The 14839-nt window shown below is 66.1% G+C and carries 16 protein-coding genes and 1 pseudogene; 8 read left to right on the forward strand and 9 right to left on the reverse strand.

The annotated features are described in order from the left end of the window. The first annotated feature begins 342 nt into the window (after positions 1–342). Positions 343–534, forward strand: coding sequence for a helix-hairpin-helix domain-containing protein (locus tag OG405_RS18315; RefSeq protein ID WP_327147695.1), 192 nt, complete (start codon positions 343–345; stop codon positions 532–534). Positions 535–625: 91 nt separating this feature from the next. Here OG405_RS18315 and OG405_RS18320 read toward each other — a convergent pair whose 3' ends face one another. After that, positions 626–934, reverse strand: coding sequence for a hypothetical protein (locus tag OG405_RS18320; RefSeq protein WP_327147696.1), 309 nt, complete (start codon positions 932–934; stop codon positions 626–628). A gap of 165 nt (positions 935–1099) precedes the next feature. Further along, positions 1100–1531 carry a VOC family protein gene (locus OG405_RS18325; protein ID WP_327147697.1) on the reverse strand — a complete coding sequence of 144 codons (432 nt, stop codon included), beginning with the start codon at positions 1529–1531 and terminating at the stop codon, positions 1100–1102. A gap of 256 nt (positions 1532–1787) precedes the next feature. Here OG405_RS18325 and OG405_RS18330 point away from each other — a divergent pair, with 256 nt between their 5' ends. After that, positions 1788–2912, forward strand: coding sequence for a C40 family peptidase (locus OG405_RS18330; protein ID WP_327147698.1), 1125 nt, complete (start codon positions 1788–1790; stop codon positions 2910–2912). Here the strand turns inward: OG405_RS18330 and OG405_RS18335 are convergent. Then, a pseudogene (locus OG405_RS18335) lies at positions 2873–3757 on the reverse strand (oleate hydratase); the annotation flags it as partial. The gene OG405_RS18330 and the pseudogene OG405_RS18335 sit on opposite strands and share 40 nt — an antisense overlap. A 157-nt stretch (positions 3758–3914) precedes the next feature. Between OG405_RS18335 and OG405_RS18340 the strand changes: the two are divergent. Further along, positions 3915–4205, forward strand: a complete 291-nt coding sequence (locus OG405_RS18340; protein ID WP_327147699.1) for a hypothetical protein — start codon at positions 3915–3917, stop codon at positions 4203–4205. A gap of 219 nt (positions 4206–4424) precedes the next feature. Here OG405_RS18340 and OG405_RS18345 read toward each other — a convergent pair whose 3' ends face one another. Together OG405_RS18345 and OG405_RS18350 are read right to left on the reverse strand one after the other, a co-directional pair. Beyond that, the gene (locus tag OG405_RS18345; protein ID WP_327147700.1) at positions 4425–4643 is read right to left on the reverse strand and encodes a DUF4287 domain-containing protein; all 219 of its coding nucleotides are present in this window, start codon (positions 4641–4643) and stop codon (positions 4425–4427) included. A gap of 350 nt (positions 4644–4993) precedes the next feature. Then, positions 4994–6169, reverse strand: a complete 1176-nt coding sequence (locus OG405_RS18350) for a Fic family protein (protein ID WP_327147701.1) — start codon at positions 6167–6169, stop codon at positions 4994–4996. A 392-nt stretch (positions 6170–6561) separates the two neighbouring features. On the opposite strand from OG405_RS18350, the gene OG405_RS18355 reads away from it, so the two are divergent. Continuing rightward, positions 6562–6909 carry a tyrosine-type recombinase/integrase gene (locus tag OG405_RS18355; protein WP_327147702.1) on the forward strand — a complete coding sequence of 116 codons (348 nt, stop codon included), beginning with the start codon at positions 6562–6564 and terminating at the stop codon, positions 6907–6909. Here the strand turns inward: OG405_RS18355 and glnA are convergent. Continuing rightward, the gene (gene glnA, locus OG405_RS18360) at positions 6833–8269 is read right to left on the reverse strand and encodes a type I glutamate--ammonia ligase (RefSeq protein WP_327147703.1); all 1437 of its coding nucleotides are present in this window, start codon (positions 8267–8269) and stop codon (positions 6833–6835) included. The genes OG405_RS18355 and glnA overlap by 77 nt on opposite strands. A 551-nt stretch (positions 8270–8820) precedes the next feature. Between glnA and OG405_RS18365 the strand changes: the two genes are divergently transcribed. Then, positions 8821–9276: an RDD family protein gene (locus tag OG405_RS18365; protein WP_327147704.1), complete on the forward strand. Its 456-nt coding sequence runs from the start codon at positions 8821–8823 to the stop codon at positions 9274–9276. A 195-nt stretch (positions 9277–9471) separates the two neighbouring features. Here the strand turns inward: OG405_RS18365 and OG405_RS18370 are convergent, their stop codons facing one another. Further along, complete coding sequence (locus OG405_RS18370) at positions 9472–10206, reverse strand: DUF4191 domain-containing protein (protein ID WP_327147705.1); 735 nt, start codon at positions 10204–10206, stop codon at positions 9472–9474. Between the two features lie 137 nt (positions 10207–10343). Between OG405_RS18370 and OG405_RS18375 the strand changes: the two genes are divergently transcribed. Then, on the forward strand, positions 10344–10538 hold the full coding sequence (locus OG405_RS18375) for a hypothetical protein (RefSeq protein WP_327147706.1): 195 nt from the start codon (positions 10344–10346) through the stop codon (positions 10536–10538). A 94-nt stretch (positions 10539–10632) separates the two neighbouring features. Beyond that, the gene (locus OG405_RS18380) at positions 10633–11493 is read left to right on the forward strand and encodes an alpha/beta hydrolase (protein ID WP_327147707.1); all 861 of its coding nucleotides are present in this window, start codon (positions 10633–10635) and stop codon (positions 11491–11493) included. Positions 11494–11534: 41 nt separating this feature from the next. Here the strand turns inward: OG405_RS18380 and OG405_RS18385 are convergent, their stop codons facing one another. After that, a complete protein-coding gene (locus tag OG405_RS18385; RefSeq protein ID WP_327147708.1) occupies positions 11535–12980 on the reverse strand; it encodes a neutral zinc metallopeptidase in 1446 nt (481 codons plus the stop codon). Positions 12981–13219: 239 nt separating this feature from the next. Next, on the reverse strand, positions 13220–14209 hold the full coding sequence (locus OG405_RS18390; RefSeq protein WP_327147710.1) for a helix-turn-helix transcriptional regulator: 990 nt from the start codon (positions 14207–14209) through the stop codon (positions 13220–13222). Between the two features lie 136 nt (positions 14210–14345). Here OG405_RS18390 and OG405_RS18395 point away from each other — a divergent pair, with 136 nt between their 5' ends. Beyond that, positions 14346–14741: a RidA family protein gene (locus OG405_RS18395; protein ID WP_327152392.1), complete on the forward strand. Its 396-nt coding sequence runs from the start codon at positions 14346–14348 to the stop codon at positions 14739–14741. Positions 14742–14839 lie beyond the last annotated feature (98 nt).

Genomic DNA, 14839 nt, shown 5'->3' on the forward strand with positions numbered 1-14839 from the left:
GGCGGCGCGTGCCGGCGCCGCGGAGATGACGGCACCCAGGGGCGACAGCCGCACCCGCGGCACGGAGAAACGCACGCCGACCGGGACGTGGCAGATCGTCCGCGGCCGCGCGGAGGTCTCGGATTATCTGTGGTGTGCACATTTCGCGGGGAGCTTATTCGAGCCCGGCCTCGATAGCGCGAATGCCACGCGCGATACCGGAAATCCAGCGTGGCGGGTTTCGCGCCCCGGCTTCTCGCAGGACAGGGCTGTCGAGATACACCGAGCACCCTCCCGGCGAAACCTTCGACTCCGCGCAGTGATTCGATCGCTCCGGCAGCACTGGCGGGTAGATTCTCGGGCGTGACCACCGACGATCGTGGACCTGTTTTCGACGGCGTGAAGATCGGCAGACCGGCGACCGGCGCCTTGATCGACGCGGGATATCGCACGCTCGGCGATCTACCCGAACAACTGGAGAAACTCCGTCCGCTGCACGGCATCGGACCCCGCGCGATCGACCTACTCGCCCAGGCGCGGCGGACCAGGAAGTGAGATCGCGCGACCCGGGGCCTCCCGTGGACGAGCCGACCGTACAGTGGCGGCCGACCGGCGTTGGGTCAGCGGAATCGGCCCAGGTGCCGGATCATGAGATCCGCCGGTAGGAAAGATCCGGCCAGGGCGGTCGCCGCAGCACTGCCAGGGCCGCGATCACGGCGGCGAGCAACCCGATCCATTCGCCCAGTTGGGCTATCCGGTTGACATCCACCGCGGGGACCCAGGTGGCCGCACTGTCGCGCACCACGAAAATCCCCGCGGGCCGCATCGCCGAACCGGGAAAGCTGCCGCGGCGCGAGACCGTGATGACGATCGCACCGTCCGCTGTCTCGAACGGTTCCCCGTAGACAGGCGCTATATCAGTTGCGGCCGGACCCGGCCGTTCTCGAAACACCATGTGCACAACTCCGCTTTCTCGTGCCGGGTGCACCGCGACCAGGGCGGCGCCTGCGTGCGCCGCGCCGGCGGTCTCCGGAAGACTACGGTCCGGGAGCGTGGCACCGGGTTCGATCCGTATTCCGGGCGACTCGCGACTACCGGGCGGTTCCGGACGGGCCAACAGTCAACTCAATACGACCGAACCGTCCGGGTCGATCCGCCACGCGGGGTTGTACGCGATTTCCCAGACGACGCCGTTGGGGTCGGCGACGTGACCGTTGAACACCCCGCCGAACTCGCTTTCGGTCGGCTGTTTCAGCACGGTACCGCCCGCGCCGGCCATGGCGTTCACGGTATCGCGCACCTCGTCGCGACTGCCGACATTGTGCGAGAGGGTCAGACCGGAAACCGGTGCGCGGTCGGAGCCGTCGGAGATATCGGCATTGAACTTGTCCGCATGGAAAAACCCCAGCACCAGCCCGGGGGCGATCTGGAAGAAGATGATCTCGTCCGGTACGTCGAGCAACGGCTCCCAGCCGAGTGCGTCGACATAGAATCGGCGGGCCGCGTCGAGATCGGCTGTCGCGATCGTCAAGAAGTGCGCCTGCTGTTTCACGAAGCCTCCTGCGTCGGGTCCCTGATATTAGTCGCGCGCTTGGTGACCTCCCGGTTCACCCGCCGATGAAGTCTCCCGCGGCCGCCGCCGGAACTCGATCGATCGGCCCGGCGGCCTCACGGGGCCATTTCTCGATGCCGGGAATGTCCGGAAGGTCGTGCTATAACGCACTGAGGTGTGACGGAAACGCACGGAGCCGGTGACACCCGATATCCGTTGTCTCGGCAGCACGGCCGGCGCAGAGAATAGGGTTCCGATGAGTCCGACGACTGTCGCAAAGCTCGAGATCAAGCCCCTGCCCCATCCCGATGGTGCCAGTGGGGGTCTGAACGCCATCATCGATGCCGTCGAGGAGCACATCAACCGGTCGATACTGTTGCTGGCCACCGGCGAGCCCGAGGACGCGCCCGATTTCACCACCTGGCTCGAAGGCAAAGAGCTGCCCGGTGAGAGTGACCTGCAGAAGCCTGTCGACGAGGCCGACCTGGTCGACAAGTACACGGACCGGCAGCAAGAGGTGAAGAGTCTGACAGCGAACCTCGACCGGGAGAACAAGAGCATCAACGACTCCCAGGTCGCCGCGTTCAGCCTCTCGAACAACACATACCGGAACATCGCCAAGATCGTCCTGGAGTTGCGGGACACGCTCGGGGAGGACGCACCCGCCCCGACGAAAGGCGTGGACGGCGTCTACCGTTTGTCCCCCCTCGCGGAGATCGGTCTGCTACTGGCTCTACTGGACGCAGCCGACCGCGTGCACGATGAAGTCCAAGACGCGGCGAACGGTATCGAAACCCATGCCGGTGATATAGCTGGATCGGTACCGAATGCCCCGCGTGGATACGACAACAACAATGGTGGAGTTCCCGCGGCGAGCAACGCCTACCGGCCGGCCCCGGCCAGTAAGGCCAGTTACCGGATCACCGACCCGCCCGACCCGATCGGCGAGGCCCTGCGCGTGGCCGGTAAGGAAGTCGGGACCGAGGAAAACGATGAGGCGTTCGGAAGTAAGCCCTACAACAACGGCAGCGCCTGGTGCGCCGCGTTCACCAGCTGGGTGTGGAAGGAAGCCGGTTACGACGTCACCTGGACCGACTTCGACTATGTACCCGCTGTCTGGAACGACGCCGAAGCATTGGACCTGCGGAGGCCGAGCCCCGCTGACGCTCAGCCGGGCGATTTGATCGTGTTCGACTGGGAAGGGGACGGCACACCCGACCACATCGGAATCGTGGAAACCGTCAGCGGCGGAATGATCCACACCATCGAAGGCAACTCCAGCGACCGCGTGCAACGCCTGGACTACTCGATGAACGCCGGAGAAGTCGTCGGGGTCATCAAACCACCGCCCACCGGCTCGGGCGCGGATGTGCGGGTGTAGCGCAGGAAGAACGAGGTGATATACGGCATCATCACCGGAACGCATTTCGCTGCGCGTGCGGCCAGTTCGGGTATCTCGTCCTCGGGCACACCCAGGTGGTACAGCCATTCCTGGGTGATCTCCTCCCCCGTACACTCCTGCATCGACTTCCGGACGTAGTCGCCCGGGGTGTCCACGAACAGCGAGTACACCCACACCACGATCTGATCGGCCGGCTGCTGTTTGAAATGCGGCTGGCGATTCACCGTCCAGCTCATCAACCAGCTCGAGTCACGCACGGTGACGATCCCGCCGGTGACGACCCGGCCGCTGAACGGATCCCGTTTACAGATCCGCCGGATATGCTCGGGAATCCGCGCGTCGAGAGTCGTGACGGTCGCCGATTCCCATTTCGTCTCCGGAATATGACCGCCGAAGACATCGGGATGACCGAACGCCGAGTCCTTGGCCGCGATGCGCCGCCACAACTCCCATGCCGGGGCCGGGCCCTCGTCGAGTTTCGCCGGGGTGTGATGGTCTCCGTTGCAGGAGTTCTCGGTCAGCGATCCGATGGTGGCCAGCACCAGATCGTCATCCCCCAATTCGACCCCGCCGGGCAGCCCCTCGGCGACCCAGCGGATCCGCGTCGCCTGCTTCCGATCGGCGCCGAGGTCGAAATCGATATCGGTGACCTCGGTATCGAACCGGAAGATCACGCCCCGGTCGAGCAACCACCGGTACAGCGGCAGCACCAGCGATTCGTACTGGTTGTACTTGGTGAACTTCAACGCGGAGAAATCCGGCAGACCCCCGATATGGTGGATGAAACGATGCAGATACAGCTTCATCTCCAGCGCGCTGTGCCATTCCGGCTGTGCGTGGTCTCGCAGCACACGGTATGCGCGGGGATCCACCAGCGCATTCGTGTTGACTCGATCGAGATGGTCACGAAACCGACCGCTGACCCGGGGTCACGATCCTGTTCAGGTGTCCGCGATCTATGCGTATACGTATACTTCGTTCATGGATCCACTGAGCCTTGCGGTCGGCGCCGGCCTCGTCGCGATGGGCTGGATAGGCGGCCGATTCGGGTCACGGCGGCGAGGCGGGCCGGGGGCGAAAATCACCGCACGCTGCGGCTGCGGGCACGACCTCGCACTGCACGACCGCGAGACCGGCAAATGCCATGCCGAACTCTCCCGAAGAGGCATACACGGCCTGCGCGAATGGGTCGGCTGCAATTGCCGCCGCTACACCGGACCCATCCCGCTGGAAGAGGTCTTCAGCCCGCCGATACTCCCGCCGGAGTCGTGAGCGCGGTCCACTCGGCCATCACCGGGTTCGCAGACACCCACGCATCGAATCCCGTTGCGCGGCAGACCCGGCATTCACGGCAGAGCCGGTCTCGCCACGTGGCGTGCACAATCCGGCGCTATCCGGTCCGATCCGGTGGGAGCGGCCGACAACGATGCGGACGATCCGCAGCACCCCTCGTGCGTGTCGACGCTCCGGCCGGGACCCGGGCGAATCCGGTCAGGCAGCGGCCCATTTCTCCGGGTGGAGGTGGTGCTGCACGAGCGCGTTGGCGTGCCCGTGCCCGAAACCGTGCTCGGATTTCAACAATTCGACGAGTTCCTTGTGCGCGGTCAGCCCCGACTCGACCAGGACTGTCGTCCACTCCTCGATACCGCGCCCGTACGTGGCCTCGATGGACGGGAAGTAGGACGCGGGGCCCTTCGGGGTGGTCGCCATCTTCGATCTCCTTGCTGACTACGGACTCTGCAGGTGAGACGGCGATCTCGCCGAGATCTCATCGCCCGCGCCGCTTATGTGTCGCGCATCACCGGAAAGCCGTTACCGGTGGGCCCAGCTCGACCCGATCGGGACAGGCGACCGGCGCGACACAGCCGCGGCCGGACGCAGACGAGTCCACCCGGACCGCAATCGGTGGAGTGATCGCGGAGTGGGTGGACTCGCTACAGTTCTCGGCAGCGTTGACGGCAAAGCCCTGACCTGCACATCCACGTTGGCACCGTTGGCGTAGCGATGCTGCGCACGAAGCTACTGCGTACCCACTGCGTACTGGCGCTACTGAGGTTGGACTAGCCGGTTCCCGCGAGTGCGACCAGCACTTCCGGGCAGGCGAACAGCCGTCTCTGCCGTCTACCGGTGACCTCCCGCAAGATCCCGTCCTCAACAAGGTTCTTTACGACGAGATGTGCAGCCTGGACCGTGACGTTCGTCAGCGTAGCTATGGTCTTCACATCGATGATCGGATATCCGATCAGGAATTCCGCGACTTCGACCGCGGAGCCTTTTCGCTTGGCCCGCACCTTCGCCACGAGCCTGTCGCGGACGTTTAGAAGGTTTCGGATCTGGCTGAGGCCCTGTCGGGCCTCAATCTCGACACCGTCGGCAAAAAAGCGGATCCACGTGTTGAAATCTCCGGTCACCGTCAGCCGTAGCAGTTGCTCTTGGTACTCGGCACGCCGCGTTTCGAAGTATGGGGCGATGTTGAGGGCGGCCCACCGGAGTTCCTTGGCTTGCATGGCTTGCAAGATTGCGACAAGGCGGCCCAGACGGCCGTTCCCGTCCCCGAAGGGGTGCAACGTCTCGAACTGGTAGTGCGCTAAAGCCATACTGGCCACGATCGGCAATCGGTCGTGGTCGGCGATCCAGTCCAACAACGCGGCAATCCCTGCAGCAAGTTGATCGCCGGGAGGGCACGGCACGAATCGCGCCTCTTGGATAGGTCGGTACCGAGCGCCGATGGCAACTTGATGCGGCCGGATGTCCCCGGTGTCCGGGGTGTCGCCGCTGGTGTTCCGGACAATGATCCGCTGCAACTCCCCGAGAAACGTCCGGGTGATCCGGCGTCCTGTGATGTCTTGAACTGCGTACTCAGTCGCTTCGACGTAGTTCCGGATCTCGCGTTGTTCGTCCGACATCTGTCCTCGTTCGAGGAAGTCTGCTTCGAGGACCTCCTCGAACGAGGCATACGTCCCCTCAAGGGCAGATGTGCTCCGAGCTTCGCGGCGGATGATCGGTCGGACGATGATCTCGGGCCGAGGCAACTGGGCCACGGCTTCGTCGAGACGGCCAATGGCCACGCCGGCCTTGGCGCTGGCATTCACGGCAGCGCTGGACATGGTCAACTCTTGCGGAAGGTCATCAGGTAGGTACGCCCAGTAGGACCATTCGTTCTTGGTCTGAGGGTCAAGACCCGAGATCGGCACCAACTGTCCGATCGTAGACTGCCCGATTGCTTCCAAGTCCATGGTTAAAGATTAGCGTCCCAAACTTGAACCACGGGGTCGCGGTGCATAAGCAACTTTAAGCGGGGCGCCTCTGATTCAAGTTTGGGCGCCCAACCTTGAATCACGCCGGTGTAAGTTCAAGCTCCGTCTGCCGCGTGGTGCGTACAAGCTATGAGTGCGCGACGGTCGACTGCTGGGCATCGCTGGGCCGCTATGGAGGCGGGTTCTTTTGCTCCCGGTGGGGCGCTTGCGCCCTCCCCCCGCCTTGTGGTCTTTCCCCACTCACACATCAATCTCACTGTCACTTCCCCCACTTACTGAACCCCCTGGCACCGAAGGTGCAGGTAGACGGACTATCCGGCGGAGAATGACGGGACTGAACCTGTTCGGCCTTTGTTCGGACCCGGCCGCTTGTGGTCGGTCTCCCGGATGAGTTCGTTTTCCATGAACTTCGGCACTATCTGGCGTCGTTGTCGATTGCCAACGGGGCGGACATCAAGGTCGTCCAAGCGCGCATGCGTCACGCGACCGCGAAGACCACTCTCGGCACCTACGGCCACCTCTGGCCCGATGCAGACGAGTCCACCCGCCGGGTGATCGCTTCTGTGATCACCGAGCGGGTGGACTCGAAACCTTCTACTGCGTACCGTGGGCCGAAAACAGGGGTAAATCCGCAGTTCAGGCTTACACGTCGAAGTAGAGTTCGAACTCGTACGGGTGCGGCCGCAGATTCACCGGGGCGATCTCCTGCTCGCGCTTGATGCTGATCCAGGTGTCGATCAGGTCCTCGGTGAAGACATTGCCTTCGGTGAGGTACTCGTGATCGGCCTCGAGCCGGTCGATGACCGAGGACAGGCTGGTGGGGGCCTGCGGGATGTTCTTGGCCTCCTCCGGCGGGAGCTCGTAGAGGTCCTTGTCGACCGGGGCCAGCGGCTCGATCTTCTTCTTGATGCCGTCCAGGCCGGCCATCAGCATGGCGGCGAAGGCCAGGTACGGGTTGCCCGAGGAGTCCGGCGCGCGGAATTCGATGCGCTTGGCCTTCGGGTTGTTGCCGGTGACCGGGATGCGGACGGCGGCGGAGCGGTTGCGCTGCGAGTACACCAGGTTGATCGGGGCCTCGTAGCCGGGGACCAGGCGGTGGTAGGAGTTCACCGTGGGGTTGGTGAACGCCAGCAGCGACGGCGCGTGGTGCAGGATGCCGCCGATGTAGTGCCGGGCCAGGTCCGACAGGCCGCCGTAGCCGGCCTCGTCGTGGAAGAGCGGCTTGCCGTCCTTCCACAGCGACTGGTGCGCGTGCATACCCGAGCCGTTGTCACCGAAGAGCGGCTTCGGCATGAAGGTGACGGTTTTGCCCTCGGCCCACGCGGTGTTCTTGACGATGTATTTGAACAGCTGCAGATCGTCGGCCGCGCTCAGCAGGGTGTTGAACTTGTAGTTGATCTCGGCCTGGCCGGCGGTGCCGACCTCGTGGTGGCCGCGCTCGAGCTCGAACCCGGCGTTCTGCAGGTTGGTGGAGATCTTGTCCCGCAGGTCGACGTAGTGGTCGTAGGGGGCGACCGGGAAGTACCCGCCCTTGTTACGGACCTTGTAGCCGCGGTTCGGGCTGCCGTCCGGATTGACCTTGGCGCCGGTGTTCCAGGAGCCGGAGATGGACTCGACCTCGTAGAAGGCGCCGTTCATACCGGAGTCGTAGCGGACCGAGTCGAAGATGTAGAACTCGGCCTCGGCGCCGAAGTACGCGGTATCGGCGATGCCGGTGGAGCGCAGGTACTCCTCGGCCTTGCGGGCGATATTGCGCGGGTCGCGCGAGTAGGACTCACGGGTGAACGGGTCGTGCACGAAGAAGTTCAGGTTGAGCGTCTTCGCCGCACGGAACGGGTCCAGCTGCGCGGTGCTGTAGTCGGGCAGCAGCAGCATGTCGGACTCGTCGATGGACTGGAAGCCCCGCACCGAGGAACCGTCGAAGGCGAGGCCTTCCTCGGCGAGGTCGGCGGTGAAGGCCTTCGCCGGGATGGAGAAGTGCTGCTGCACACCGGGCAGATCGCTGAATCGGATGTCGATGTACTCGACATCCTGGTCCGCGATGTACTTGATGACCTCGTCGGCCGTGCTGAACGTCACTTAGTTCTCCTTACGGATAGATTCCCAGCCAGTATCGAGTGCAGGGCGTCGCGACCCGACGCTATGGACAGGGTGTTTCCCGCCAGTCAAGAGTGTGTTTCGCCAGTGTTACACGTCGTGTCGGCGGGGTGTCTTGGGCCACGCCACGAACAGCGAGTTCGTCTCGCGGCCTGCGTCCGGGCATCCGACCGGCGGTTGCGCCGGATATCCCCCCAGAACGCGCATCGTGCGCCGCGGCAGCGAAGGCGGAGGGTACGCACGACAAGCACAGCTGGGCGAAGCCCACCCATAGTCCGCGCACGGCCCGCAGCGAAGGCGGAGGGTACGCACGACGAGCACAGCTGGGCGAAGCCCATCCGCAGTCCGCGCACGGCCCGGAGCGAAGGCGGAGGGTACGCACGACGAGCACAGCTGGGCGAAGCCCATCCGCAGTCCGCGCACGGCCCGGAGCGAAGGCGGAGGGTACGCACGACGAGCACAGCTGGGCGAAGCCCATCCGCAGTCCGCGCACGGCCCGGAGCGAAGGCGGAGGGTACGCCTATCCTGGGTTCATGGCACGTATCACCGGCTCTTGGCTCTCCGGACCTCCCGTCGCTCCCGGTGCGGGCGGCGCCGACGACTACGCCGGAGCCGAGCTGGGGTTGCCACGCGAGGGCGCCGGATCGCTGCCGGGAATGTTTCGCCGGATCGTCGCGATGATGGTCGATTGGTTCATCGCGGTCGGGATCTCGGCACTGATCGCCCAGGGCATGCCGACCTCGTCGGTGAACCTGCTCCTCTGGTTCGTGATCGGCATCGCGGCGGTGACACTGTTCGGGTTCACCCCGGGGCAGTATTTCCTGCGCATCCGGGTGATCCGTGTCGATGCCGACGCACCCGTCGGATTCCTGCGGGCCCTGGGGCGTCAGATGCTGCTGGTTTTCGTGATTCCCGCACTGTTCACCGATGCCGACGGGCGCGGTATGCATGATCGCGCGACGGGGACCGCGGTGGTGCGTTCCCGCTGACCCCGCGGTAAGGGCCTACGCCTGTCGATCGAGTTCGGCGGCGCCGCCGCGCTGTGGTTCGCCGGACTACCGCGGTTCGCCGGACTACCGCGGTTCGCGCTGCTGCCCGCGGCGGCTCTGCTGGTCTATCGCCTCTTCGCTCAGGACCGGGTGCGCTGGCTCCTGCGGCATCGAGCGACCCGGCCCCGCGTGGAATCAGCGGCGGCGGATGGTGCGCTGCATACCCCGCATCTTCGCGTTACCCGGCATCGGCCCCTTGGGCATGGCCGGACCACCGCGCGAACTCAGGGCGCTGAGGCGGCCCTCGATCAGATCGATCCGTTTCGTGTCGATATTGCGCGGGAGTTTGGTGAGATAACGCTGGAGTTCCTTGAGCGGCACCTGTCCCTCCTCGTTACCGATCATCACGTCGTAGATGGGGGTGTCGCCGACGATACGGGCGGTGCGCTTCTTCTCCTGGGCGAGCAGTGACCGCAGCCGCTGCGGGGACCCCTCCCCCACGAAGATGACGCCGGGCAGTCCGATGACGCGATGGACGGCGTCGAGCTGGGTGGTGGCGGCGATCCCGTTGCTGACCCGCCATTTGCCCCGCAGGTTGTCCAGCACCCAGGCAGCCGCGCCGGCCTGGCCCTCGGCCTTGCCGTAGACCGACTTCTGCACCCGGCGGCCGAAGATGATGAAGGCGAACAGCAGACCGAGCAGCAGCCCCAGGGGCAGCAGGAACCACTGCACACCGAAGAGGAAGCCGATCCCGAACAGCACCAGGGTGGTGACGACCACCGCGCCGATCATCAGCGGCAGCAGCAGCTTGTCCTCTTTGCGCTGCATCTGGAACGCCTGCCAGATCTGCTGACGACGTTCCTTCGACTGTGCTTTGCGCGCGGCTTTCGCCGCGGCCTTCGCCTCTTTGTCGGGCTTGCCTGCTGCCATGGCTCCCAGAATAATGCCCGGGCCACACGCCCCGGCCACGGGACGGACTCCGCCCCTCACCCGCGGCGACCGGGCCCCGATCCGCGCGGCCGGCCACGGTGCGGGCTCAGCGTCGCGCGGGCGAGGAGAATGCAGGGATGTCCACCGATTCCCGCCACTCCGGCGATCTGGCCGCCACCCGCTGCAATTTCGCCCCCATCCGGCTCACCGCCGCGGATCTGGAACGGATCCACGGAAACGACGAGCGTTTGTCCCGGGTGAACTACGCTCGGCTGATCGACTTCAACCGGCGCCCGGTCACCGCGCTCGCCGAGTCGGAACGGGCCCGCTGAACTCACCGAGCGCCGCAGGAGCCGCGATGAGGCGGTACCTCCGCCTTCGCTACGGCCTCCGCCGACACGTGTACGGGCTTCGAAGGAGGATCTGATGACCAGCGACCAGGACATACGAGTGGACCGCGGGGAATTCGAGCACGGCGGGAACCGGCTGAGCCGGCGGTCCTGGGTGCCCGCGACACCGGCACGCGGGGTCGTCGTTCTCGTTCACGGGGTGGCCGAGCATTCGGGACGTTACGAGTACGTCGCACGGACTCTGGCGGCGGCCGGTTTCGCTGTGTACGCGTTCGACCATGTGGGACACGGCGAATCCTCCACAGCCGGTTCCCGCGCCAACATCGGGTCGGTCGCCGACGCGGCGGACAATGTGGCGGCACTGCTCGACCTGGCCCGTGCGGAGCATCCCGGGGTCCCGGCGTTCGTGATCGGCCATTCCATGGGTGCGTTGATCACCCTGTATCTGGCCACCCGGGCGCCGCTGGACGTGGCCGGGGTGGTGGTGTCGGCACCGCCGCTGATCATCGACGCGGGTAATCCGGCACAGCGACTGCTGGCGCCGGTGCTCACCCGGCTGGCACCGAATCTGGGTGTGCTGAAACTCGATTCGTCACAGATCAGCCGGGATCCGGAGGTGGTCGCGGCCTACGACAACGACCCCCTGGTGTTCCGCGGGAAGCTACCCGCACGCACCGCGACCGAGATCCTCACGGCCGCCGCGACCGTGCTCGACCGGCTACCGCGATTACGGGTTCCGACGCTGGCGTTGCACGGGACCGGTGACGCCATCGCCGCCCCGGCGAGTACGGACCGGATCGAACAGCGCGCCGGCACCACCGATCTCACGGTCCGCCGTTACGACGGGCTGTACCACGAGATCTTCAACGAACCCGAGCGCGACGAGGTACTCACCGATGTGGTCGCCTGGCTGGACGCGCGGGTCGCCGCGAAGTGAGCGGCGGCCCGGTACGCGAGACCGGATTCGGGATGCCGGTCCTACGCGTATACGGCGAGGCAGGCGCTCTCGCCTTCGAGCACGCCCAGCCGGAACGCGTCCAGCCGCAGATAACCCTCGGGAACGACCTCGCCGTTGACATCGCTGGCCGCCAGCCCGTCGGCCAGCAGACCCGATACCGCCTCGTCCAGATCACCGGCGGACAGTCTCGGGTTGCTGTTCTCCCGGCTCAGCGCCGTGGTCACCACGCCCGATAGGCAAGCGGTCCGCAGACCGGCGCTGTCGGCGCCGGTCAGGGACAGTTGTCTATGGTTCTGGTACGCGAGTGTGTAGCGGGAGACGAAGACGACGAACGCGTTGTAGTCTCCGGTCACGATCGCGGACAGGGGTTCGTCCTCGGTGCCGGTTTCTCCCGCCCATTCGGCCAGGGCGTCGACGTCGGTGCCGACGACATCGGTGACCGGGCAATACGCGACGGGCACGGTGGAGGCGGCGTCCGAGCAGCGGGCGGGCACACCGTCGTAGTTGTAGTCGGGCGAACCGGCGACGGGCAGGATATCGGCCAGTGCGGCAGCCATATCGCGCAGTGAATCCTCGGTGATCTCCAACTGCAGGTACTCCTCGCCCGGTTCCTCGAAGGTCACCGGGAGGCCGGCGCGGCGCGCCTCGATCTCCTGTTCGTCGATCCCGGCGCAGGCCGCGGCGCCGTCGGTGTAGCCCATCTGCACCGCGGTCACCCGCTCGAAGGCGGTGCCGTGCACGTTGTCCGGATCGCCGGGATCACGGTCACGCACCGCGACCGTGGCGCCCAGCACGCCGTTGAGGCCCTCGGTGGTATTGAGCGCGAAATGGCGGGAGTCACCCTCGGCCACATGCCGGAGGAACACCCCGGCCAGGCAGTCGGCCTGTTGTTCGGTGACCAGTCCCGGTGAATCCTCGGTCGCGATTCCGGCGGTTATCTGCAGGGCGTGCCCGTATTCGTGGGCGAGCACCATCACCACGGCCATCTCGCCGAATTGCTCGACCAGTTCCGGCAGCAGCACCCCACGATCCCAGCCGATGGTCTCGTCGGTGCCGCAATAGGCGGCGTTCACCAGTTCATGGGTGCTCATCCCGCAGAACTCGACCGAATCGCGTTCGGCGGCGTTCCCGTCCCAGGACACGAGTTCGGAGACCGGCCGGAACTTCCCCGGGAAGGTCGCCGAGTAGTTCTCGGCCCAGAACTCCTCGATATCGGCGACCGCGTTGAGCGCGAGCCGGTCCGTTTCACCGCCGTCACCGTTGGTGGCCTGCCGAGCGCTGTCGGGTACTCCTTCCCGGGGACCACTGGGCCCGGTGCTGGTCGTGGCTCCCGTGATCTGCCATGGGTTCGCCGAATCCGTCGCCCGCTGTATCGAATTCGCCGCCGAGCAGGCCGTCGGCGCCGATATCGTCAATATCGCCGCGGCCGCCGCGCCGGCCAGCCGTGACCACTGTGTTCTGGCCATTTCCGCCTCCCCGTTCCGAACCGGGTCCACAGACCCGGCACCACCCGGATCGCGAGACCGCCGCGCCGGACAGAGGATCATCGAATCACAAGGCGGGCAACGGCGTACAGCGAAGAAACGCGGGCGGTTCGTCCATTCTGCGGTATAGGGATCGCCGAGGCGGCCGTCAACGCTCGGCGCGTTGTCGGCCGCGGCCGCCGAGGAGCTCGCGCTCTGCCTGCCCGGCTGCACCTCGCGGGTCACCGTCGCCGATCGCCGGGTGAGTCCTGGTATCGGGTGGCGATCGCGGCGGCGCGGTCGCGTAGACAAGTGCGCAACGACTGCGGAGCCAGGGCTTCCACGTCCATGGCGAGCTGCCATAGTGCCCATTCGGCGTGTCGCGAGTCCTGGAACGTCACCTCCATCCGCAGCCGGCCGTCCGCGTCGCGTTCCTCGGTGCGGACGGCCAGTGCGGTACCCACCAACTCCTCCCGCCGCGCCGGGTCCACCCGTACCAGCACCGCGATCTGGTCGCCGCCGGTCCGGAACCGCGTGCTGCGTTCCTGCCATTCCCGGTCCAGATCGACCCGGTCCGGCCGCTGGGCCGGTTCGGGGAGTTCCTCGGCAGCGGATACCCGCGACAGCCGGTAAGTGCGGTCGGCACCGGCCCGCATGGCCAGCAGGTAGCCCCGGTCGCGAACGATGACCACGCCGATCGGATCCACCGTGCGCCACTTCGGGGGCCGGCCGATTGCCGCGTAGTGGATACGCAGCTTGTTTCCGGCGAGCACCGCGCGCCGGACCTCGGCCAGTACGGCGCCGGACACCTCCTCGGCGACCGACCGGCGCGACAACAGATCGGCCTCCGGGTCGATGAGCAATCGCTCGGCCACATCGGCTGCGGTATTCCGATAGTTCTCGGGTAACGCGTCGACCACCTTGAGCATCGCCGAAGCAAGCGCCGAGCCGAGGCCGAATGCCTGCGCACCACGCCGCGATCCGGCGACCAGCAGGGCAAGCGCCTCGTCGTGGTTCAGTCCGGTGAGCTCGGTCCGAAATCCGGGTAGCAGCGCGAAACCGCCGTATCGGCCGCGTTCGGCGAAGACCGGGATGCCCGCCGCGGACAACGCTTCGATATCGCGCAATACGGTGCGGGTGGATACCTCCAGCTCGTCGGCCAGCTCGGCCGCGGTCAGCCGACCGCGCTGGCGCAGCAACAGCACCATCGCCACCAACCGGTCGGCCCGCACGCGAAAAATCTACCCCGAATACACGACACAGGGTGTCGTGATTTACGGGAAGGCTTGCCGCCACGGCGTCATAGAACTCGGCTACCCGGCCGATGGGCGTCCGTACTTCGACGAACCGAATGGAGCTGATGTGGTAGTGGAACGAACGGCGGTCAACCCGGTGACGTGGTCGATGGAGCTGGGATTCAACCAGGGCGAGCTCGTCTCCGGGCATACCCGGACCCTGTACTGCTCCGGACAGACCGCGATGAGCGGCGACGGCAAACCCCGGCATGCCGGTGACATGGCGGCGCAGTTGGCGCTGAGCCTCGACAACCTGGAGGCGGTGCTCGGCGCGGCCACCATGTCCCTCACGAACCTCGTCCGACTCAACGTCTACACCACCGACGTCGACCTGCTCTTCCAGCACTACGGCGTGCTGGCGGCTCGCCTGGGCGCTTCCGGGGTGGCACCGGCCACCACGATGCTCGGGGTCACCCGCTTGGCGATCCCCGGCCAGATGGTCGAACTCGAGGGCACCGCCGTCGGATGACACGACCCTCGCCGCCGTCGGCACTGCCGGGGGCGGCGAGTAACGGGGGCCGACGCGCAGACCGCGCCGCTGGGCTGTCACTCCCTCGGATCGCTTAC

Source organism: Nocardia sp. NBC_01329 (assembly GCF_035956715.1).
GTDB lineage: Bacteria > Actinomycetota > Actinomycetes > Mycobacteriales > Mycobacteriaceae > Nocardia.